Source organism: Pseudoalteromonas sp. SR41-1 (assembly GCF_014164015.1).
Lineage (GTDB): Bacteria > Pseudomonadota > Gammaproteobacteria > Enterobacterales > Alteromonadaceae > Pseudoalteromonas > Pseudoalteromonas distincta.
Window position 1 is genome coordinate 95,980 of sequence record NZ_JACJEK010000001.1, and the last position, 22,197, is coordinate 118,176.

Annotated in this window: 24 protein-coding genes; 14 read left to right on the forward strand and 10 right to left on the reverse strand. The window is 39.4% G+C overall.

Annotation, left to right across the window (positions count from 1 at the left end; genetic code table 11):
• Positions 1 to 76 precede the first annotated feature (76 nt).
• The 5 genes from H5118_RS00390 to H5118_RS00410 all read left to right on the forward strand — a co-directional run bounded on the left by H5118_RS00390 (position 77) and on the right by H5118_RS00410 (position 3,908).
• Positions 77 to 475 carry a thiol-disulfide oxidoreductase DCC family protein gene (locus H5118_RS00390; RefSeq protein WP_182747310.1) on the forward strand — a complete coding sequence of 133 codons (399 nt, stop codon included), beginning with the start codon at positions 77 to 79 and terminating at the stop codon, positions 473 to 475.
• The gene (locus H5118_RS00395) at positions 472 to 1,194 is read left to right on the forward strand and encodes an SDR family NAD(P)-dependent oxidoreductase (protein ID WP_182747312.1); all 723 of its coding nucleotides are present in this window, start codon (positions 472 to 474) and stop codon (positions 1,192 to 1,194) included. Before H5118_RS00390 ends, H5118_RS00395 begins: the two co-directional genes overlap by 4 nt.
• Before the next feature lie 9 nt (positions 1,195 to 1,203).
• The gene (locus H5118_RS00400; protein WP_007375568.1) at positions 1,204 to 1,812 is read left to right on the forward strand and encodes a flavin reductase family protein; all 609 of its coding nucleotides are present in this window, start codon (positions 1,204 to 1,206) and stop codon (positions 1,810 to 1,812) included.
• A gap of 101 nt (positions 1,813 to 1,913) precedes the next feature.
• Complete coding sequence (locus tag H5118_RS00405; protein WP_182747314.1) at positions 1,914 to 3,134, forward strand: Xaa-Pro peptidase family protein; 1,221 nt, start codon at positions 1,914 to 1,916, stop codon at positions 3,132 to 3,134.
• A gap of 114 nt (positions 3,135 to 3,248) precedes the next feature.
• Positions 3,249 to 3,908, forward strand: coding sequence for a DsbA family oxidoreductase (locus H5118_RS00410; protein WP_182747316.1), 660 nt, complete (start codon positions 3,249 to 3,251; stop codon positions 3,906 to 3,908).
• A 56-nt stretch (positions 3,909 to 3,964) separates the two neighbouring features.
• Here H5118_RS00410 and H5118_RS00415 read toward each other — a convergent pair whose 3' ends face one another.
• Complete coding sequence (locus H5118_RS00415; RefSeq protein WP_182747318.1) at positions 3,965 to 4,663, reverse strand: immunity 49 family protein; 699 nt, start codon at positions 4,661 to 4,663, stop codon at positions 3,965 to 3,967.
• A 38-nt stretch (positions 4,664 to 4,701) separates the two neighbouring features.
• On the opposite strand from H5118_RS00415, the gene H5118_RS20505 reads away from it, so the two are divergent.
• From H5118_RS20505 to H5118_RS00425, 3 genes are all read left to right on the forward strand, one after another.
• Positions 4,702 to 4,824: a hypothetical protein gene (locus H5118_RS20505; protein WP_259397865.1), complete on the forward strand. Its 123-nt coding sequence runs from the start codon at positions 4,702 to 4,704 to the stop codon at positions 4,822 to 4,824.
• A gap of 980 nt (positions 4,825 to 5,804) precedes the next feature.
• On the forward strand, positions 5,805 to 6,536 hold the full coding sequence (locus H5118_RS00420; RefSeq protein ID WP_182747320.1) for a MauE/DoxX family redox-associated membrane protein: 732 nt from the start codon (positions 5,805 to 5,807) through the stop codon (positions 6,534 to 6,536).
• Positions 6,537 to 6,643: 107 nt separating this feature from the next.
• On the forward strand, positions 6,644 to 6,988 hold the full coding sequence (locus H5118_RS00425) for a TonB family protein (RefSeq protein ID WP_165742555.1): 345 nt from the start codon (positions 6,644 to 6,646) through the stop codon (positions 6,986 to 6,988).
• 67 nt (positions 6,989 to 7,055) lie between these two features.
• Here the strand turns inward: H5118_RS00425 and H5118_RS00430 are convergent, their stop codons facing one another.
• From H5118_RS00430 to H5118_RS00455, 6 genes are all read right to left on the reverse strand, one after another.
• Positions 7,056 to 7,334: a peptidylprolyl isomerase gene (locus tag H5118_RS00430; protein ID WP_004588770.1), complete on the reverse strand. Its 279-nt coding sequence runs from the start codon at positions 7,332 to 7,334 to the stop codon at positions 7,056 to 7,058.
• Positions 7,335 to 7,421: 87 nt separating this feature from the next.
• Positions 7,422 to 7,844, reverse strand: a complete 423-nt coding sequence (locus H5118_RS00435; protein ID WP_165742556.1) for a thiol-disulfide oxidoreductase DCC family protein — start codon at positions 7,842 to 7,844, stop codon at positions 7,422 to 7,424.
• A 27-nt stretch (positions 7,845 to 7,871) separates the two neighbouring features.
• Positions 7,872 to 8,399, reverse strand: a complete 528-nt coding sequence (locus H5118_RS00440; RefSeq protein WP_165742557.1) for a response regulator transcription factor — start codon at positions 8,397 to 8,399, stop codon at positions 7,872 to 7,874.
• Positions 8,396 to 9,637, reverse strand: a complete 1,242-nt coding sequence (locus H5118_RS00445; protein ID WP_182747322.1) for a HAMP domain-containing sensor histidine kinase — start codon at positions 9,635 to 9,637, stop codon at positions 8,396 to 8,398. Before H5118_RS00445 ends, H5118_RS00440 begins: the two co-directional genes overlap by 4 nt.
• Before the next feature lie 61 nt (positions 9,638 to 9,698).
• Positions 9,699 to 10,103, reverse strand: a complete 405-nt coding sequence (locus H5118_RS00450) for a DUF4440 domain-containing protein (protein WP_024595765.1) — start codon at positions 10,101 to 10,103, stop codon at positions 9,699 to 9,701.
• Positions 10,104 to 10,111: 8 nt separating this feature from the next.
• Positions 10,112 to 11,419: an amidohydrolase family protein gene (locus H5118_RS00455; RefSeq protein WP_182747324.1), complete on the reverse strand. Its 1,308-nt coding sequence runs from the start codon at positions 11,417 to 11,419 to the stop codon at positions 10,112 to 10,114.
• Positions 11,420 to 11,572: 153 nt separating this feature from the next.
• On the opposite strand from H5118_RS00455, the gene H5118_RS00460 reads away from it, so the two are divergent.
• Both H5118_RS00460 and H5118_RS00465 read left to right on the forward strand, forming a co-directional pair.
• Positions 11,573 to 12,652, forward strand: a complete 1,080-nt coding sequence (locus H5118_RS00460) for a ketoacyl-ACP synthase III (RefSeq protein ID WP_182747326.1) — start codon at positions 11,573 to 11,575, stop codon at positions 12,650 to 12,652.
• 70 nt (positions 12,653 to 12,722) lie between these two features.
• Complete coding sequence (locus H5118_RS00465) at positions 12,723 to 13,109, forward strand: VOC family protein (protein WP_182747328.1); 387 nt, start codon at positions 12,723 to 12,725, stop codon at positions 13,107 to 13,109.
• Positions 13,110 to 13,148: 39 nt separating this feature from the next.
• Here the strand turns inward: H5118_RS00465 and H5118_RS00470 are convergent, their stop codons facing one another.
• Together H5118_RS00470 and H5118_RS00475 are read right to left on the reverse strand one after the other, a co-directional pair.
• The gene (locus tag H5118_RS00470) at positions 13,149 to 14,513 is read right to left on the reverse strand and encodes a M17 family metallopeptidase (RefSeq protein ID WP_182747330.1); all 1,365 of its coding nucleotides are present in this window, start codon (positions 14,511 to 14,513) and stop codon (positions 13,149 to 13,151) included.
• A gap of 87 nt (positions 14,514 to 14,600) precedes the next feature.
• Positions 14,601 to 15,023: a hypothetical protein gene (locus H5118_RS00475; RefSeq protein ID WP_002959004.1), complete on the reverse strand. Its 423-nt coding sequence runs from the start codon at positions 15,021 to 15,023 to the stop codon at positions 14,601 to 14,603.
• Between the two features lie 103 nt (positions 15,024 to 15,126).
• On the opposite strand from H5118_RS00475, the gene H5118_RS00480 reads away from it, so the two are divergent.
• The 3 genes from H5118_RS00480 (at position 15,127) to H5118_RS00490 (ending at position 19,883) form a co-directional block, all read left to right on the forward strand.
• Positions 15,127 to 15,300 carry an oxidoreductase-like domain-containing protein gene (locus H5118_RS00480; protein WP_154902924.1) on the forward strand — a complete coding sequence of 58 codons (174 nt, stop codon included), beginning with the start codon at positions 15,127 to 15,129 and terminating at the stop codon, positions 15,298 to 15,300.
• A gap of 317 nt (positions 15,301 to 15,617) precedes the next feature.
• Entirely contained in the window at positions 15,618 to 18,200 is a 2,583-nt protein-coding gene (locus H5118_RS00485; protein ID WP_024595720.1) for a TonB-dependent siderophore receptor, read from the forward strand.
• 249 nt (positions 18,201 to 18,449) lie between these two features.
• Complete coding sequence (locus H5118_RS00490; RefSeq protein WP_182747332.1) at positions 18,450 to 19,883, forward strand: sulfotransferase; 1,434 nt, start codon at positions 18,450 to 18,452, stop codon at positions 19,881 to 19,883.
• 315 nt (positions 19,884 to 20,198) lie between these two features.
• On the opposite strand, the gene H5118_RS00495 is transcribed toward H5118_RS00490, so the two are convergent.
• Entirely contained in the window at positions 20,199 to 21,101 is a 903-nt protein-coding gene (locus H5118_RS00495; RefSeq protein WP_182712354.1) for an alpha/beta fold hydrolase, read from the reverse strand.
• Positions 21,102 to 21,229: 128 nt separating this feature from the next.
• On the opposite strand from H5118_RS00495, the gene rlmF reads away from it, so the two are divergent.
• Entirely contained in the window at positions 21,230 to 22,162 is a 933-nt protein-coding gene (gene rlmF, locus H5118_RS00500) for a 23S rRNA (adenine(1618)-N(6))-methyltransferase RlmF (RefSeq protein ID WP_182747334.1), read from the forward strand.
• Positions 22,163 to 22,197 lie beyond the last annotated feature (35 nt).

A 22,197-nucleotide genomic window follows, 5' to 3' on the forward strand; every position in this document is an offset into this window, starting at 1 on the left:
GAAGAGATATTTAATAGATCCATTTGCAATGTCTTGTCGTAAAAAAGTATATATAAAATAATCACAAAGCAATTACATGATCATTTTTTACGATGGAAACTGCCCTCTTTGCAGCACCGAAATGCAGCAACTAAAACACGCAGACTCTAAAAATCTAATTACGCTTGAAGATCTTAACGCGAGCGACTTTAGTGAACGCTACTCGTATATTGATAAAGACAAAGCAATGAACTACCTGCAAGCCCAAAAGCAATCAGGTGAAATGATTTACGGGCTTGATGTAACGTACGAAGCATGGGAAATAGGTGGTAAACACAGCTGGTTGAAAATTTTTCGCTTGCCAATAATTCGCTTTTTCGCTGACTGCGGATACCTGTTATTTGCTAAATATAGGCACCCCATCAGTCGCTTTTTAATGCCAAATACTCAGTGCAGTAACGGCCAATGTGGACTAAAAGCAAAAGGTGATAAATGAAAACCATTGTTTTATTCGGCGCAAGCAGTGCCATAGCAAATGCATATATAGAACATTTACAAATAAACACGCCTACTCATCAGATAGTTTGTATTAGTTCAAAAAGTATTGAATCTGACTCTAGTGTTGTCCACCTGCATACTGACTACACAAAACAAAGTTTAGTGCGCGTCACTAATTACCTAAAAGAGCAAAATGCCGATATACAACAAGTTATTATATTCAATGGTACACTGCACAACGAAACCCATATGCCCGAAAAAAAGCTGGAGGATTTAGACGCTGAGTATTTTAGCCAACTTCTCAATTCAAACACCCTAACTCCCCTACTTTGCTTGCAGAGTATTTTGCCGCTCTTAACACATAAAACGCACTGTACTATTACAGCACTCAGTGCGCGTGTGGGCAGCATTAACGACAATAAATTAGGCGGTTGGTATACGTATCGCGCCTCTAAGGCAGCTCTTAATATGCTATTTAAAACCGCAGCGATTGAGCTTTCACGCCGAGCTAAAAATACAAAGCTCGTTTTATTTCACCCAGGGACTACTGATACTGCGCTTTCAAAGCCATTTCAAAAAAACGTACCCGCTGGAAAACTCTTTACAGCTGAATTTGTAGCTAAGCAGCTTTTTACACTTACTTTTAGTAACCCTCATTTAGAACTCAATGGTGAGCCTGCCTACTTAGATTGGCAAGGCGAAACCATACCGTGGTAAGGACCTTTAATGCATTTTACTAAAGAGCGCATAAACGCACTGGAAAAACACACTCGTACTCATTTAATTAATTCGCTTTCGGGTTTTAAAAGCGCCAACTTAATTGGCACGCAAGACAAACAAGGCAATACTAATCTCGCCATTGTTAGCTCTGTTATTCATTTAGGTGCTCACCCGCCGCTAGTTGGCATGATAATGCGCCCAAATAGCGTGCCTCGCCATACGTTCGAAAACATAATCGAAACCGGTAGTTACACCATTAACCAGGTTAATAAAGCTATTTATAAGCAAGCTCATCAAACATCAGCCCGCTACGACAAAGGCGAGTCAGAATTTGCAGCGACAGGTTTAACGCCCGAATACTTAAACGACTTTGCAGCGCCTTTTGTTAAAGAAAGCCGCTTAAAGTACTCGGTTAAATTTGTAGAAAACCAACATTTAGCCATCAATGGCACAGAGCTTGTAATAGGTGAAATCACTGATGTGTATTTAGATGAAGTAGCACTTCAAAGTGATGGCTTTTTAGATTTACAGGCTATTGAAACGGTGGCAGTAACCGGGCTTGATAGCTACCACACAAGTAATAAACTAACTCGTTTACCTTACGCTAAAAAATAATATGCCATTTTAAGAGGCTATAAACTAATAGCCTCTTATCGCATAACATTGAATTTTACCTTGGTATTAATCACACTAGCTAAAAATCCAAGGAGAAAAATATGACCACCATCGGTATTGGTACACAATCAAGCGAGCAAGCGCTGGCAAGCCTAAGTAACATGACGCAAACGCTGACCCCTATCGCAGCTGACGAACATTTAGAGCGCATAGCCAAGGCTCAAGCGTATATGCTAGCAAACAACATAGATGCAATTTATTTAAACGCTGGCACCAACCTTACCTACTTTACAGGCATGAAATGGTACGCGAGCGAACGTATGGTTGGCGCGATATTACCCGCCCTTGGTGAGGTACAATACATTGCGCCTTATTTCGAAATTGGTTCACTAAACGGGTTTAAAGTAATAGATGGGCCTATTCATGGGTGGCAAGAGCACGAAAATCCTTATGCACTTTTTGTCGAAGTATTAAAAAAGTTAAACATTAATGAAAACGCAACCATTGGCATTGATGAAAGCGCACAATTTTTTATATTCGACGGCATTAATAAAGCACAAACGGGTTTAACCCTCATAAATGCACAACCTGTAACGGCGCATTGCCGTATGCATAAATCAGTTCATGAACTTAGCTTAATGCAACGCGCGATGGACATGACCTTAGCCGTACATCAAGCCACAGCAAGTATGCTTTATGAGGGAATAACCACCACCGAAGTAGAAGCCTTTATTAAGAAAGCACACCAAAAAGTAGGCGCGCCAGGTAACTATTTTTGTATTGTTTTATTTGGTATTGCAACGTCTTTTCCGCACGGTGTTAAAAACGCCCAAGTACTTAAAAAAGGCGATATGGTATTAATTGATACCGGCTGTAAAGTACACGATTACCTATCTGATATTACCCGTACCTATGTATTTGGCGAACCAACAATGCGCCAACGTATGTTTTGGGATCATGAAAAAGCAGCGCAAATGGCGGCATTTAATGCAGCTAAAATTGGTGCTACGTGCGAAGACGTAGACGCGGGCGCCCGTAACTATTTAGCGGCGCAAGGGCTAGGCCCGCAATACCAAACACCGGGTTGCCCACACCGAACTGGCCACGGCATTGGGCTAGACATTCATGAATGGCCATACTTAGTTGGCGGTGATAAAACCCCACTTGCCCCAGGCATGTGCTTTAGTAACGAACCAATGTTAGTTATACCCGATGAATTTGGCGTACGCTTAGAAGATCATTTTTACATGACCGACAACGGCCCTCATTGGTTTACACAACCAAGTTATAGTATTGACGACCCATTCGGGCTTAACGCTTAAAACTGAATACCTTCAAGAGCAGCTGCTTAGCTGCTCTTTTTAGTTTGGTATTGATAAAGTGCAGTTCATCCCAATATCCCCTGTTATACCAAAGCAATCCTCAAAAGGATAAATATGAAAAACTTTAAAATTGATATCGTTTCAGACGTAATGTGCCCTTGGTGTGTAGTGGGTTATAAAAACCTAGAAACTGCACTAGAGCAACTCAAAGACGAAATGAGCGCAGATATTACGTGGCATCCTTTTGAACTAAATCCAGATATGCCAATTGAAGGTCAAGACTTAAACGAACACTTAATGCAAAAGTACAACCTAACTGAAGAGCAAGGCGACGAAAATCGTAAAAACATGTTCGAAGCCGGTCAGCGTGCTGGGTTTACCTTTAATTTTGATGGCAAACGCATCATGATCAACAGCTTTGATTTGCATCGTTTATTAATGTGGGCACGTGAAGAAGGTAAGCAAACGAAGCTAAAACTCGCCTTTTTTGAAGCGCACTTCACTGATTTAAAATACTTAAATCAAGAAGAAGCACTGCTCGACGTTGTTGAAAAAGTAGGTCTTGATAAAGAAACTGCGCGCGGTATCCTACATTCAAACAAATACGTACAAGACGTACGTCAAGAGCAAGACAACTTTAAACAGATGGGTATTACGTCAGTACCTACGTTTATCATAAACGATAAGTATGCACTTACTGGCGGACAACCAAGCGACTCATTCATTCAGGCACTAAAACAAATTAGTGAAGAAGAGGCTAAGCAAGACACTTAGTTAGCTAGCAAAATTAAAGGCTGCAATATGCAGCCTCGTAGCCAAACAATGCTAATTTAAGCATTTTCAAACTCTTTATAAATTAGCCACTTTGGCAGGTAAGGGGTGTCGGGCACTTGCCAACCATGTTTATCATAGGCAAGGCTAGCCACTGCGCTTATTAGCAGAGCTACATCGCCTGTCCACGTAACTGCGCCCTCAGGTGGGTCATTGTAGAATGTATAATGTAATTCAATAGCCTTGTAGATTGCCCGTTTATAATGAGCTTCATCGTTTGATAAAAGCGCTACCCACACATCCAAATAAGGCAAGAAAAGCATGTTCACATAAGGCGCTCTAAATTCATCAACATGCTCAGGGCCTGATTTTTCCATTACCTCGCGTAATAACACTGTTTGGTCTGCGTCTTGTACAAATATATTTCGCACAAAATTTAGGAGTGCGAAGTCAAGGGCGTCAGAGTACTCAAGCCAACTTTCTTCGCATCGACAGATTAGCTCAGTCGCATCAGCATCTCTTAAACACAGGGCTAAACTTAATTGCAGTAACCAATCATCAACCATGATTAAGCGATGTTCAGCACGACCTTCTAAGCGAAATACGTGATCTTTTAAAGTAAAAATATGGCGCTGCCCGGGGTTTGACACTAAATTATAATGCGCATGCAATAAATCTAGGCCAAAGCGCATAATAGGCACGCCCTCAAGCCCTTTTTCTGCTTTTTGTGCAGTAAAGCTAACACGTATACAACTCATTGCATCTGAACTTAACCGTGCTTGAGGTGCCTTGTAAAATGATGGTTCCTTCTCCAAGTAACGAAACCATTTGTCCTCATAGCGTTCTAAATGAATTTGAAAAGCATTTTGCAAATTCACTAATTTATAATGGTCATTGTGGTACTTTAAATGGCTCATAACTTGATACTTCCAATGGTGTAATTTGTCACGTCAAACGTTGGTTTTAAACTACTGCCAGTTTGAAACTTCTGTTGCACTTTACGAAATTCAATGTTACCAGAATAACTATCAAATGCTTGCAAAGTGTTGCCCAAGGCTTGTGTAAATAGGGTGGTCAGGTCTTTCTTTTTGACACTATTTTACTTACACGAGAATAGTGCAATTGAAAATAGTCACCAATCTCTTTCAAAGTGTCTTGTCCTGAAATCTGTTTACACATTTCAGGACAAGACAAGTTTAAAACTAAATAAGACTGCACATTTTAGCCCTATTGGTTCTCAACTGTAATATGCACATATTCGCCGCTGTAGTTGATTAAGCAATCCTTACTAGCGCAGTAATAGAGCGCCCCTGACTTGAGTATTTCCTCCTCAGTATTTTTAATTATTAACGCGCAGCGATGCGTATTTTCGAAAGTCTTAATCGATATTTCTAAAAAGCCTATGAGGGATTTATTATTTATTGTTACCTGCTCTGTTATTAAGTTTATTTTAATAACCCTAGCCAATCGAAAATATTTATAAACTATATACAAACTGGCTAAGCAGCTAATTGGCAGTATTATCTCCCCTAACGCTAAAACGAGCCCTGCTAATATAGCGATAGCTCCTATCCCTACACCTTTAGATTTTATTAACGTGACTGTATTTTTCATAATAATAGGTAGTTGATATTGCTTATGGTTAATTTCTAATATAGGAACATATCTACTATTTGTTCCTTTGCCACAATTAACATTACACGAATAGATTTTTACACTGGCATTATAAGTGCATTATTAGCAAAGAAAATTATTACATGCTCTGTGAGATAATTTTGTGCGAATGATAGGTAAAAATTACATTTATTTAGACCCTTTTTTCAAAGCGACCAACAATGTTGAAACCTACATTTGTACTGTCTGCACAAATAAATTAACTATTTAAAGTAAGGAGTACACATGGCTAAGTCAGCAACATTATATAGAATGGCAACCGATGAACATATATGTCCGTTTGGACTCAAATCAAAAGGTTTACTTAAGCGAAAGGGCTATAAGGTAGATGATAAGCCGCTGACTTCGCGCGAAGAAACCGATGCATTTCAACAAAAGCACAATGTTGATACCACACCACAAACATTTATCGATAACGAACGCATTGGCGGGTATGACGACCTGCGCGCTTACTTTAATAAATCGGAGCCTGGTCAACAAGGTACTACTTACACTCCCGTAACGGCTATTTTTGCTGTTACCTTATTGCTTGCCTTTGCATTTAGCTACTCAACTGGCTTTGCACTTTTTTCTATGCATACAATTATGCTGTTTATCGCGTTAACAATGGGCGTACTGGCTATTCAAAAATTACGCGACTTATACAGCTTTAGTAATTCTTTTATAACCTATGATTTATTTGCGATGAAAGTAGTGAGATATGCTTATGTGTATCCATTTTTAGAAGCATTTGTAAGTATTGGCATGATTGCAGGGCTTTCAGCTTATATTGTTGCACCAATTTCTTTATTTATTGGGGGTGTTGGCGCCGTGTCGGTGATTAAGGCTGTTTACATAGAAAAACGAGAGCTTAAATGTGCCTGTGTTGGCGGAGATAGTAATGTACCGCTGGGGTTTGTCTCTCTAACCGAAAACCTGTTTATGATTGCTGCGGGTATCTGGATGTTTATTAAATAACCTTAACTCAGGTTAAACAATGAGCTTGATAACTAACCAGGTTATTTTACATGACTGGTCATTTAGTGTAAAAAAAGGCTACTAACTGAATAATAAAAGGAATTAAAATGAAATACTTACTGTCTATCATTGCCGCTCTAATCATTACTGGCTGTACTACAACTCCACTTCAAGACAGTCCTACCGCAACAGTAAAATCAACAGTTCCCCCTAAATACCCTGTTGCAGAGGTGCGTAACAAAACAGAAGGTTTTGTTACCATGTCTTTTGATGTAGATAGTTATGGGCGCCCAAATAATATTAAAGTTATTAACGCTAAACCTGATCAAGTGTTTAATAGCGAAGCCAAACGTGCCCTATCTAAATGGCAATACTCACCTAAAGTTGTTAATGGTGTTGCTGTACCTGATAAAAACTTAGAAATGACAATTGAGTTTAATTTGGATAATTAATAATCGGATAAGATTATATCTTAAAGGCTGCAGTGTGCAGCCTTTTTAGTATTTGTCAGCGAGCTTATTAAGTACGATAAAGCACTTTAATTACATGCCAGCCAAATTTGGTTTTAACTAAATGTGGCTCTAAAATTGCGCCATTAAAGGCTATTTTGTCAAACTGTGGAACCATTTGCCCGCGTCTAAACTCACCTAAGTCACCGCCTTTTTTACCTGATGGGCACGACGAGTATTTTTTAGCTAAGGTTTGAAACTTGGCACCTTTACCTAATTGCTTAATAATGTCTTCTGCTATTTCTTTGTGTTTAACCAATATGTGGAGTGCGTGCGCTGTACTTGCCATTTCAAAGCCCTGATAATTTAAAACGCGGCGATTTTAGCACAGCCTCCTAAACCTAGCATCTACTTATAGCTAAGTTAACTTAGCCAATTATAAATAATGTTTTGCGTCCTCTGGGTTGGGTATTCTGCAATACTGATATTTGCCAAATAACGAATACCTATTTAAAGCAACCCTATCGTATAACCAATTATTAAACCTATTTGGCAAAATACTAAATACGTTTGCTAGTTTGTATGGGTAACCTAGCTGCTTAACAACATTAAAAAAAGCATGGCTTTGTGTAAATGCTTTACCATTTTCAACAAGCACCATTGAGGCATATTCAGTTGTTGAAAAACCAAAATGCGTTAACAGCAATTCCCCTTTTAGAGATTGCACGCTGCATAATTTAAAAATAGTATTTTTATCGTGAGCAATAATAAAATTACACCACGCGCTGCACAGCTTACATTGCGCATCAAATAAAATAACTTTTTGATTTTGCATTAATATAGCTGCATCATCGCTCATAACACCTCCCTTAAATTAAGTACTAAATTACTGCTGCACCGGTTTTTTTTGTAACTTGCGCTGCAAAGTACGCCTATGCATATTAAGTTGCCGCGCGGTAACCGACACATTGCCATTATTGCTGTGCAGTACTTGTTGAATATGCTCCCACTCTAAGCGCTCCGGCGACATAACCGCATCATCAATAACATTCGATGCCAATGCCACAGGCTCGGTGTTAAGCGCTTTTAATAATGTTGCCATATCAACCGGCTTAGTAAGGTAATCGTTTGCACCTAACCGCATTGCCTCTACTGCGGTTGCTATACTTGCAAACCCAGTTAGTAAAACAATATGAGTTTGGGGGAGCAAACTACGCAGCGGTTTTATGAGTGCAAGTCCGTTGTCGTCACCTAGTTTCATGTCTAATAAAACAAAGTCGGGCAATAGTTTACGCGCGGTAAGTAACGCATCACTTTGATTATGCGCCACCTCACAGGTAAAGCCCTGTTTAGTTAAACGCCTTGCCAGTGTGCTGGCTAAATTAATGTCGTCTTCAATTATAAGTAACTTCATGAGGCGTTATTCTCAGTGTTTACAATTGCGAGTTTAACTTTGGCGACAGCGCCGCCATCTGCATGGTTAAACAAGGTAAGTGAGCCATTTAAACGCTCAAAAGTAACATTTGATAAAAGCACAGCAAGCCCCATTCCTTGATCGCTTGGCATAAGTTGCCCGCCAAGCTCTGCTAATTGCGATGATGAAAAGCCAGGGCCAAAATCGCGAATTAACAAGTAAACGCACTCACTATGTAAGTTATCTTGCTGCCAACTCAGCTCTAATTGAGTTTGGCCTTGTTTTTGATTAGCGAGTGCGGCGTTTTGCAATAAATTTAAAATAGCAGGCAATAACATCGCATCACTCAATAGCGTTGCCGCAATAGGTGGCGTAATCCATTTAATGTGCTGATCAGGGTATTGCAGTAAAAGCGTATCTGTAATTTGCGTTTGCAGTTGCTTTACGGTGGTATGCTCTTGTGAATTTTTAAGGCGTAATTGCTCTGAGAGTTTTCTAAAGTCGTTAAGTTGCGTACTACACTGAGTAAGCGGCGCTTGCATGTGCTTAACAATTGGGTTGTTTGGTTGCTCTTCTAATAACTCTTCAAACAATAGCTGTAAATTTGCAATTGGGGTCGCTAGTTGATGGGTGATTTGTGCAGCAGCCCCATCAAGGGTAACAAGCTGTTCATTACGCAATTGTTTTTCACGCACGTTTGCAATAATTCGCTCTCGCTCTTTAAGTGCCCTGCTCATTGCGCCAATAACAAGTGCAATTACGCTGGCACTTAAAACAAAATTAACCCACATGCCAATAAAATGACCACTCATATTCATTTGATGCATACTGTGATCGGGCATCTTTATAAGTAGCAAACTGTATGCGGCAATGGCTAATACCGCAATATAAGCTAATCCTTTTTCTCGCAGCGTAACAGCAGCTATCATTATCGGGAGCAATAACAGCGAAACAAATGCATTAGTTGCACCGCCGCTTAGCGATAGTAAAACCGTTAAAAATAATACGTCTGCAGTTAACTGCATCAACATACCCAAAGGTTTAGCGCGACTCACATTACGATAAGCAAATAGGCTAATAAGCTGAAACACAGCCTCAACGGCAATAACAATAAGTAAAGGCAGTAATGCAATTTGATGTTCTAATAAAAAATAAACGCTAAGTACCGCAATTAATTGCACGGCAATAGCGCCGCTTCGCAGCATTAATAATCGACTAATGGTGGGGTCGGTACGCATTAACAACAGGTTATTGCCCAATCAAATGTTTAATAAGGTTATTTTAACGGTTATATGATTTTTAATCATCATCCATCGAAATTGAAAACGGCGCACAAGGCGTTCCTTGGTGAAACACCATTTTCCATTGTTCATTACTTTTACGCCAAAGCGACATACGCAATGAATAATTAAACTCAGCGCGAGCAGAGCGCCTAAAAGCAGCTTGGTAACTAAGTTGCACTACATCATCGCTCAGCATTCGGCCCTTAAAATGCTGATTATAAAACTGTGGCACAACCTCGGTAGGTAAACGAGTTAGTACTTGGTATTTATTAAATGTAGTGCCATTGGCAGCAATTTCGATAAATTCATCATCGAGTAAAGCATCTAATGCGCGCTCAGATTGGCGAACTTCTGGGTCTAGTAACTGGCGCTCAGCGTCAATCAAATGATTAAACAACGACACTTTTATTTTGCTGCTCATAACCTTCCCTATTGTTTATAAACTTGCCCAGCTTTCATAACAAATTGCACGTTTTTAAGTACGTCAATATTTTTAAGCGGTGAGCCATTCACACTGATAATATCTGCTTGTTTACCAACACTCAAGTCGCCAATGAGTGCGCTTTGCCCCAGCAGTTTAGCTGCATGTATGGTTGCTGATTTAATCGCTTGGGCTTCGCTCATTCCATTGTTTACCATTAAACTAAATTCGTTAGCATTAAGCCCATGACGCGATACCCCAGAGTCTGTTCCAAAAGCTATATTAACCTTGTTTTTCAGTGCAAGTTTAAACGAAGCCTGCATTTTTGGAGTTACTTCACGCACTTTGTCGGCTATTGCCGGTGGCATATTTGGGTTTGTAAGCACCTCTTCACTTACCGTTGCCCCCGCTAAAAGCGTCGGTACTAAATAAGCCCCCGTTTTTTTAAATAACTTTATTGCCTCTTTATCTAAATAAGAGCCATGCTCAATAGAATCCACACCGGCTTTTAAGGCCGCTTTTATACCTTGTGTACCGTGTGCATGGGCTGTAACTTTACGTCCTAAGTGGTGAGCCGTATCAACAATTGCAATCAGCTCTGCATCTGTAAGTTGTTGGTTAACCCCAGCAGCGGTATTACTTAGTACTCCACCCGTGGCAGTAATTTTAATTACATCAGCACCACTTTTAATTACCTCGCGTACTGCACGGCTACAATCATCCGCGCCATTACAAATACCAATCCCGCCTGTAACCGCATCTGTAATATCTTTTCGATAACCATGCATATCTGCGTGCCCACCAGTAGGCGATATTGTATCACCCGCTGCAAAAATGCGAGGGCCGTTAATATCATTTCGCTCAATAGCGCGTTTTAGCGGAAATATAACTTTGTGATCGCTACCTAAATCACGCACTGATGTAAAACCCGCATCGAGCGTACGTTGTAAATATTTAATTGAACGCAAAGCATAATCGGCATCATATTCTGTAGCCCAGCGATGAGGGTTTGCTTTAGCATCTCGTTCAAACGTAACGTGAACATGCATATCGATAAGACCAGGCATTACAAATTGATTTTTAAGATTGATAATATCGGCATCAGGTAGGTCGAGTTCTGCTTTTGTGAGGTAGCCGTTTTTAATGGCTGTTATTGTATTATCTGTGATGACTAACGTTTGCTCTGTTTTTACTTTTTGATCTTCGGATGCAAGTAAACTGCCCGCATAAATAATTTTATGCTGTTGAGCAAAAGCCCCATTTGTTATTAATGCCAGCGTTATTGAAGTGAATGTTGTTATTAGTGTTGTTTTCATACTTGCTCCTTTTTTATACTAGCATTACCTTAAATAATCTGTAATTGCGAATATTTACGATACAAAGCATGCTATAAACTAGTCTTGAAAGCCGTTTTTTGGTATAACTCCCCCATTAGTAACACATGTCAGACCACCTTAAGAGAACATACTATGCCTTACGCACATATCACTGGTTGGGGTAAATGCATTCCACCAGCAAGCATTAGCAACGATGAAATTAGTGAAATAGTTGATACCACCGACGAGTGGATAACCACGCGTACTGGCATTAAATCTCGCCGAGTGAGTCATGTAAGTACCGCTGAGCTGGCAACCGTTGCTGCTAAGCATGCTATTGCGTGCGCAGGCATTGATCCTAAAGATATTGATTTAGTGATATTAGCAACCTGTACACCTTCTACTGTTGTGGCAAATACCGCCTCACAAGTACAAAAAAATATTGGTGCAACAGGCGCTGCCGCAATGGATACAAACGCGGCATGTTCGGGCTTTTTATATGCGTTGCAAACTGCTACAGCACAAATTCAAGCGGGTATGATTAAAAAAGCAGTCGTCATTGCCGCTGAGCGTATGACCTGGTACGTAAACTGGGCACGTCGCGACAGCGCTGTTTTATTTGGCGATGGCGCAGGTGCAGTAATACTGGAAGCTGCCGACATCCCAGCGGGTTTACTTGGTACCAAAACCGGTTGTGACAGCGAAGACCGCGATATTTTACACATCACCAACTTTGGTAGCGATTTAAATAAGTATGAGCCAATTGGTCCTTCTGATTTATTATTTGAAGGTCGTGAAATTTTTAAACGTGCTGTTAAAGGCATGAGTGAAGCGTGCGACGACGTACTACAACAGGCCAACTTAAGCCTTGATGACATTAATGTACTCGTTCCACACCAAGCTAACTTACGTATTATTCAGGCTATTCAGCATCGCTTAAAAGTACCTGACGAAAAAGTAATGGTTAACATTGGTGAGTATGGTAATACCTCTGCTGCGACTATTGCTATTGCGTTATGTGAAGCGGTTGAGCAAGGGTTAATTAAACCGCATTCAAACATTATGTCTGCAGCATTTGGTGCAGGCCTTACGTGGGCTGCAAGTTACATAAAATGGGGCGAACGTGTAACGCCTATTAGTGTAAGCGATGCTGCTTTACCACCGTGTGATAAAACTGGTTTAGAGCTTGTAGCACCGGCCGTTAAAGCATGTAAAGAAGCCGAGCAAAGCTAGCACAACATGTAATAAGCCACATTTAAAACGCACTTATTTAAGTGCGTTTTTGCTTTTTAAGGAATTAAATTTGAAACTTTTAGGTATTCATCACGCTGCGATTATTTGTAGTGACTATGCACGTTCTCAACACTTTTATAGCAATGTACTTAAACTTAACGTTATTAATGAGCACTTTAGAGCTGATCGTAATTCATATAAATTAGATTTAGCCATGCCCGATGGTAGCCAAATAGAGCTATTTTCGTTTGATGGTTCGCCCGAAAGACCCAGCTATCCAGAAGCACAAGGCTTAAGACATTTAGCTTTTAAGGTAGCGGATGTACAGATTGCAAAAACGTATTTAGAGTCGTGCGATGTAAACGTTGAGGATATTAGAGTGGATGAAATAACCGGCAAAAAGTTTACCTTTTTTGCCGATCCAGATAACTTGCCACTTGAGCTTTATGAGGTTTAAAGCTCATAAAGCTCAAGTTCTTACTATTGAATCAAAAACTTACTTATTAAAACGATTTTGTAAGTAGTTAAATACAGCACGAATACCTAACGCTTCACCACCCGTTGGACGACCTGGTAATGCACGTAAGTTCCATGCCATTACATCAAAGTGTACCCACGGTGTTGTTGGTTCAACAAATTCTTTTAAGTAAAGCGCTGCGGTAATAGCACCACCAAACGGTGTGCTTGCGCAATTTGCCATATCGGCTACATCACTTTTTAGTAAGCTTTTGTATTGCTCAAACAACGGAAGTTGCCAAACAGGGTCATGTACACTTAAACCGGCGTCAATAATGCCATTTGCTACATCGCGCTCTGTTGAGAAAAAGCCCGGAAGCTCCGTGCCCAGTGCAACACGGCATGCACCCGTGAGAGTAGCAAAATCAATAATTAGCTCAGGATTATCGTTTTGCGCTTCGCTTAATGCATCACATAATACTAAGCGACCTTCAGCGTCGGTATTATCAATTTCGACCATAATACCTTTGCGCGTTTTAATAACATCACCTGGGCGAAATGCATTGCGCGATACTGCATTTTCAACCGCTGGTACAAGTACACGTAATCTAATTGGTAAGTTAGCTGCCATAATAAGCTGCGCTAGTGCAATTACGTGCGCTGCGCCGCCCATGTCTTTTTTCATGTTACGCATGCCAGAGCTTGGTTTTAAATCAAGTCCGCCTGAGTCAAAACATACGCCCTTACCGACTAGCGTAATTAATGGAGCATCTGTCGCGCCCCATTTTAAATCAAGTAAACGCGGTTTATTTTCGCTTGCACGACCCACCATATGAATAGTCGGGTAGTTTTGCTCTAGTAACTCATCGCCAACCCACTGTGAAAATTCGCCATTGTAAGTTGCAGCTAAATCTTCCATAACTTGCGATAAATGTTGCGGCATCATATCTACCGCTGGAGTATTAACTAAATCACGTGCAAGTGTAATGGCATCAGCTTGTTGGCTAATGCGTTCATATAACGCTTTATCGCTAATGGCTAATTGCGCCTTTGCTGTTGGTTTTTCTTTGTATTCACTAAATTCGTAACCACCAAGTACAAACCCTAAAGCAACCTGCTCTACAAAAGCGCTGTCGCCTTGAATTTGATAAGTACCTGTAGGAAGTGTATTTGCTAAATTACCCGCAGCCCAAAAATCATCGCGGCTTTGCATTAAACAAAATACCTGGCTTAACTCGCCCGTTTTAGCATCAGGAATTAAAGCAACACCTTGCTTTTCAAAACCTGTATTAGTTAACCAATTTTGTATAAATGCAGGCTGCTGTGCTTGCCAGTCAGATAATTCGTTTTTAAGAATAAAAGATAAAGGAATACCAGAAGATGTATGACGTAGTAATGCACTCATTAAAAAGCTCATATAATATAAAAATGGTACTTAAGAGCATATCAATAAGCGCACCTAAAAGGTATCGCTAATTTGAAGGGATTTTAGCTACTTTTTTAAGCTATTTTTAGATTCTTGCTTTTGATTTTCTTGATCTATTTTAGCATCTAGTTCTTTAATAGATTTGTTCATATTAAACGAACTTGGCAGTACATCAACTCCTACCAAACTCCCTAATTTAACAACTAAAGGAATTGTAAGCGGAGCAAAAGGTAATACAGCAAATACACCGAGCCCTAACCCTTTTAAAATATCAACAAATTGCTCATTTGCGCGTTTTAACTCTTCTTTACTTGTGTGGCCTTGAGTGTAACGCCTATAAATAGAGAGCATTTCTTTAGTTTCTTGTTTTTCTTGGGCGAGTGCGATTTTAAGCGCCACCATAGCACGGCGAAAACGCAGCTGTTGGCGTTTTTTACTAATTTTAACTACCCGCCAAGGTGCACGGTGAATAACTTTATATAATCGCATAACTTTTATTTTCACACAGCAGCACAGGTTCACAAAGAATAATTTACTTTCAACACCCTTTAACTTACCCTTTGCACCAAATTAGTATTAAATACATACAACAATGCAGAATATAACAAATCAATTACCGCAAAAACCTGAAAAACCAAAATCGGATGAATGTTGCGGTGGTGGCAGTTGCTGTCCCTGCGTATGGGATGAATACAAAGAAAAATTAGCAGCTTGGCGGTACGCACAAAACATTGAAAACCCCACAAAAAAAGATACAAATAAATAACATTTAAATGCAGTTAGCGCATTAATATTCCCCTCAACAGCCTTATTTGCACTTATTTAGTTCATTTTAGTTTTACTTTGCACCACTGTTGCATTTTTTCTTAAATTGAATCTTTTTGTTATCAAACGGTTAATTAGTAATTGCCCTTCCTGTTTTTTATCTATAGTCTGTAGATAGGACTTCACAAAAAGTAAGCTTAATTGATTAGGCTTTTGAGCTAAAACCTCAAACTTATGTGAAACAAAAAATTAAGTTAAAAACAAATGATGTGAAATTCACATCAAAAATAAGAATTATTCTAACTGGGGAAAATTAGAATGAAATTAAAAAGTAATGCGCTAAACCAAGCAATCAAATTTGCTTTAGCTACAACCACTGCAGGGTTATTTATTTCTGGATCTGCTATTGCGGCAGACGAGCAGGAACAAACTAAAGTAAATAAAAACGTTGAGAAAATTGCCGTAGTAGGTACGCGTTCAGCTCCTCGTTCAATAGGTGACTCACCGGTTCCAATCGACATTATTGGCGGCGAAGAGCTTGAAAAGTCAGGTAACACTGACATGCTTGAACTTTTAAAAGGTGCAGTACCATCTTTTAACGTACACCAAAACCCTATCAGTGATGCGGCTTCTCTTGTTCGTCCAGCTAACTTACGTGGTTTACCGTCAGACAGCACATTGGTTCTTTTAAACGGCAAACGTCGTCACCGTGCTTCTGTAATCGCATTTTTAGGCGGTGGTATTAACGATGGCGCGCAAGGTGCAGATATTTCAGTTATTCCAAGCATTGCGATTAAACAAGTAGAAGTACTTCGCGATGGCGCGGCTGCGCAGTATGGTTCTGATGCAATCGCCGGTGTAATGAATTTCCAACTAAAAGACGCTTCAGAAGGTGGTAAATTAGAAATCCGCCATGGTCAATTTTATGAAGGTGATGGCGATACAACACAAGTGTCGGGTAACGTAGGTTTACCGTTTACCGACAATGGTTTTGCTAATTTAAGCTTTCAATATAAAACAGCTGATGCAACAAGCCGTTCAGTTCAACGTGCCGATGCTGCAGCACTTTCAGCTGCCGGTGTGCCTGATGTATCTTCTCTTGCACAAGTATGGGGTGCACCAGAAGTAGATGACGATATTACTATTTTTGGTAATGTGGGTTTAGAGCTAACAAACGACTCTGAATTTTACATGTTTGGTAACTACTCTGAACGTGATGTACGTGGCGGTTTTTATTACCGTAATCCGCAAACTCGTTCTGGTGTTTACTCAAATGATGGTGGCGAAACATTACTTGTTGCCGACACAACACCTGATATGAGTGCTAACTGTCCAACTATCACAATAACAGACGGCAATGTACTAGATGATCCTGCTTACATAAATGGTGTAGCAAACAACCCAGATTGTTTTGCCTTTAATGAGATGCTTCCAGGTGGCTTTACACCTAACTTTGGCGGCAACATTACTGATACTTCTTTAACTATTGGTACTAAAGGTCGATTCACTGGTGGCTTCTTAAAAGATACTTACTATGACTTAAGCGGTACTGTTGGCTTAAATGAATCACGTTACTTTATTTACGACACGGTTAATGCCTCTTTAGGTGCAGATACACCACGAGACTTCAGCCCGGGTAAATACGAACAGCTAGAGAAGAACTTTAACTTTGATTTATCAAAAGGTATCGACTTTGGTTTAGCTTATGATGTAAACATTGCCGGTGGTTTTGAGTGGCATGAAGAAACATTTACTATCGTCTCTGGTGATGAAGCATCTTACACAGCAGGCCCTTTAACAGAACAAGGCTTTGGTATTGGCTCTAATGGTTTCCCTGGTTTTAAACCATCACAAGCAGGTGAATTTTCTCGCCGTAACTATGCAGCATATGTTGATGTTGAAGCACCGTTTACTGAAGACTTCTTAATGGGCGTAGCACTTCGATTTGAAGACTACGACAGCTTTGGCACTACCACTAACTACAAAGTAATGGCTCAATACCATTTAACTGAAGATTTAAATATTCGTGGTTCTGTAAGCAGTGGTTTCCGTGCACCAACGGTTGGTCAAGCTAACGTAAGTAATGTACAAACAAGTTTAGATGGCGGTGTATTACAAGATTCAGCGCTTCTTCCACCAACAAACCCAATTGCAGTGCAATTAGGTGGTACAGAGCTTGAGCCGGAAGAATCGCAAAGTTATACGCTTGGTGCTGTATACACAATTGGCGAATTATTTTTAACGCTTGATTACTACAACATCCAAGTAGATGACCGTATTAGCCAATCAGATAAAATTAACTTAAGCCAAGCAGACAAAGATACCCTTGCAGCAGCAGGAGTACCTAATGTACAAGGTCTTGCTCAAGTAAGCTTTTTTACAAACGACTTTGACACAACAACACAAGGTATCGATTTAGTTGCAAACTACACTGCTGAACTAATGGGCGGTAGCTCTACATTTAGCCTTGCATATAACTGGAATGATACTGAAGTAACTAAATTTAGTGAAATTACAGGTGCGTTTAAAGTTAAGCGTTTAGAAGAAGATTTACCTAATCATCGTGCAACGTTCACATTGTCTCAACAATGGGAATCAGTTTCTGCATTTGCTCGTGCAAACTACTACGGCGAATACCAAGGTGTTCACGTTGATTATGATGCAACAGCTAAAACAGCAGATGCTGCAGTCACTATTGATGCTGAAGTAACTTACTTCTTAAATGAATCAGTTAGCTTCTCTGTAGGCGCTCAAAACTTATTCGACCAAGATGCTGAAAAACTTGATTTTGCAGATGCAACGGGCATCCCTAATAACAACTGGGGTGGTCAGTTCTACGAAACATCTCCGTTTGGTATTAACGGTGGCTTTTACTACGCTAAAGCAACATATACTTTTTAAACTATTTTCATGAAGAACCAAAGGCGAAATGTTAAAGACATTTCGCCTTTTTAATTTTATAGTTAATAAAAATAATAATGAACAATACCAATTGCATTGAATAAGTGTTCTATTATAGCGCTCAGAAAATAGCGTAATAACAAGGCGAAAACTATGATATATAGTTGCTCTATATGAATAATTTTTAACGCAGTGAGTACGCTATTTAATGCGATAGAATGATTATTTTTTAATAAAATTGGTATAACTATGCTACTTGAAAAAGCCAACCAACTACTCCAACAAAATAAACTCAAAGAAGCCGAGTTCCATTTTAAAGCAATTTTAAATAGTAACCCTGAAAATGGTGAGGCTTTATTTGGCTTAGGCAGAATTGCCTTACGACTAGAACGTTACGACGCTGCTGTATACCTACTCCAAAAAGCCTGTGAGCGCTTGCCTCATATGCTTGAACCATTACATGCCCTTGCTGATGCTTTTAACGGTGTTCATTCGCCAAACGATGCGCTAACGGTGCTTGAATACGCAAAAAAATTAGCAAGTCATAATCCAGAACCTCATTATTACTTAGCACAGCACTATTTAACACATGGCGAGTTAGATAAAGCTCATACAACTTTTGCTCATGCACTCAGCATTGGTCTATACCCTGTAACAGCCTATATTTTATTTGAACTTGTACAATTAGGTCGCTTTGATAAAGAACATAATTATGTAAGTAATTTGCACCACTTATTAACTCAAACTAGTAATTTACGTTTAAAAATGGTGTGTTACTACGCATTAGCAAACAGTTACGATGCACTTGAGGATACCGGGCAAGCATTTAATTATTTTATATTGGCGAATAAATTACAAAAAAAATTAAGTGAATTTAACACTAGAGATTTAATCCCTTTTTACGATGAAATAATAAAATACAACACCGAGGAGTTTATAGCCTCTGCCGATAAAAAATTTACGGGTAATATCACGCCTGTATTTATTATTGGCATGCCTCGTAGTGGCTCTACCCTTGTGGAGCAAATGTTGGCAAGCCATAGTCAGTTTTCGAGCCTAGGAGAGAGCACGAGTATTAGTAATAACGCAGTTGCTTTTATCGAACAAAAAACGGGAGTGACTTACCCGCAATGTTTAGCACATTTAACGCCGGATTTAATCAAAAAAGCCCGCGAGCTGTATATCACAACATTAAAAACAGCATCGCCCATCAGACCTTTTATAATAAATAAACTGCCGAGTAATTATCAGTCGCTCGGACTTATATATATTCTATTTCCAAATGCTAAATTTATAAATTTAAGTCGTGATTTTAATGCCACCGCATTTTCTATCTTCACTAATTACTTTGCTGAAAACGAGCCTTACTTTTGCTCACTACCTGAGTTTAAGCTTTATCATAAGTTGTATAAAAAACTGATGAGTCATTGGCACTCTTTTAAAGAGATGCCAATTTATGATGTCAGTTACGAAGATTTAGTGAGTAACCCAAAAGAGCAGCTAACGCAGTTACTTGGTTTTTTAAACTGTAGTTTTGAAGAGCGCTGCTTAGCGTTTTATAAACAAAAAACACCGGTAACGACCTTGAGTAAACATGCTATTCGCCAACCTATTAATAATGCCGCAATCGCTAAGTGGGAGCGTTACAAAACACCTCTTCTAAAGTTACTTGATGAGAATTAATTAGGGCCTGTTTATCTTTCGAGGTTAAATTTTCAGTAGGCTGTTTGGTATTTAGGCAAGGCAGAGCCTATGTAGTGTGGTTGTTCCCCATAAATAGGCGATAACGCAGCATAAAGACCAAACATCCACTGCCCTTTGGGTTCTCTCTAGGGACGATTAACTCTTTGTTGCTCGGTTTTTACTTATTCTTACATGGATGTAAGCCAGTAGGGTAACGCAGGAGCAGTTACCGAGCCCACTAGGTTACAAACTTCGCGCCGTGATTAAATCTTCCTTGGATTGAACAAATTTTAATCCTGAAAGGTCAACAGGCCCTTACGGATGTGCTTTAAACCAATTAAGTAAATCTTTAAATTGATCATCACGCGCACTTGGGTGGGTAAGCATATTAATATGATCGTAATCAAAATTATGCCCGTGTTTACGACCGTAAATTTGCATTTGTTGAATGCCTAGCCCCGATTCGTCCATAAATTTTTGAATATCGATTGGTTGCGCTAATGCTTTATCTTTTACCGCAGCAATATGAAGCGTTGGCGGTAAATGCAGGTTGTTTAGCGCTTTTGCATAATCAAAATTATCATCAGAATCTATCCATGGCTTCTTTTTAGCCCATTGCATACTTTGATAATGCGACTTTTGAGTTTCGTTATCGCTGCCCCACTTATAACCTTTAGCATTTAAATAGCCATGTTTTTTAGCAAGTAAAGGCGCCATAAAATACCAAATTAAATTGGCTTGTAATAATTTTTGAGGATGATTATTAAATAAAGAACGCTTAGAGCCAAAATACACACATGCTTTAACGTCGTTAATATATTCTGGAAAACGTGCAAACGCGCTGTTCATCAATACCCCGCCCCAAGAGTGAGCAACCCAGTAGTCTGGCTTTTTGCCTTCAATCAACTCTATTTGCTTAATAAAGGCAGGGATGTCTTCTAGGATAGACTCAGTTTGTCCATATTCGGACTCGCTCGAAATGATTGGCTTGCTATCACCTCGGCCACGTAAATCAGCCACATAACATCTATACCCATGCTCAGCTAAAAAAGGGGCAAGTCCTTTATTAGAGTGCGTGTAAAAAATCTTACCGTTTTCTATTGCTCCATGCATAAAAAATACGATAGGCCCTTGCTGATCTTCATCGCTAATACGGCGTAAATGAAGTGTTTGCTGATCAGCTACATTAATAATTATTGATTGCTGAGAAATTGCCACAGTTATTCCTTTTTATTATTTTCAACTCATCCTACCAGTAATATTAAATATACCAAAGGAAATGTGTGCACTTTACTCATCAGCATTTGTTACAATCACCACATCATATCTGTTGTTAAAATGAAGCCATGAAAGAAAATAAAGCACGTTCAAAATTACACCCTCGTAACCTACATAAAAATGGGTACAACTTCGATTTATTAACAACAGAGCATCCTGCTCTACTGCCCTTTGTTATAACCACACCTGCAGGGACTAAAAGCATTGATTTTAGTGACAACAAGGCTGTTAAAACACTTAATCAAGCTCTTTTAAAAGCACATTATAATATTGATTTTTGGGATATTCCCGAGCACAACTTATGCCCACCTATACCTGGGCGTGTTGACTACATTCACTACTTGGCCGACCTATTAAGTGATGATAACCAACAACAAATACCTTTAGGTAAGCAAATTAAAGTGCTTGATATTGGCACTGGCGCTAACTTAGTTTATCCGCTTACTGGTACAAGTGAATATAAATGGCATTTTACTGGGACTGATATTGATACAGCCTCGGTGAAAATAGCAAAGCAAATAGCCCAGTTTAATGGTTTAAAAATAACCCTAAAACAACAGAAAAACGCATCACATATTTTTGAAGGCGTTATAAATCAAAAAGATCTATACCATTTAACGCTCTGTAACCCTCCGTTTCATGCAAGTGAAGAAGAGGCAAGTAAAGGCAGTGAACGTAAATGGAAAAACTTAGGAAAAACACCCAGTAGCACGCTTAATTTTGGTGGTCATAATAATGAATTGTGGTGCGAAGGCGGTGAAGTACAGTTTATCTCTAATATGATTAAAGAAAGCGAAGACTTTGCAGAGCAAGTACTGTGGTTTACGTCGTTAGTCTCTAAAAAAGATAATATTGCAGCCCTTGAAGAAGTATTAAAAGCTCACCCAATAGCACAGTATAAAATTGTTGATATGGCACAAGGTCAAAAAATTAGCCGCTTTATTGCATGGACCTACTTTGATAAAGACACTCGTGAGCAAATTTGTAGCGAGCTTGATTAATACCAATTTTATTAAAAATAATAAAAAGGATAAGG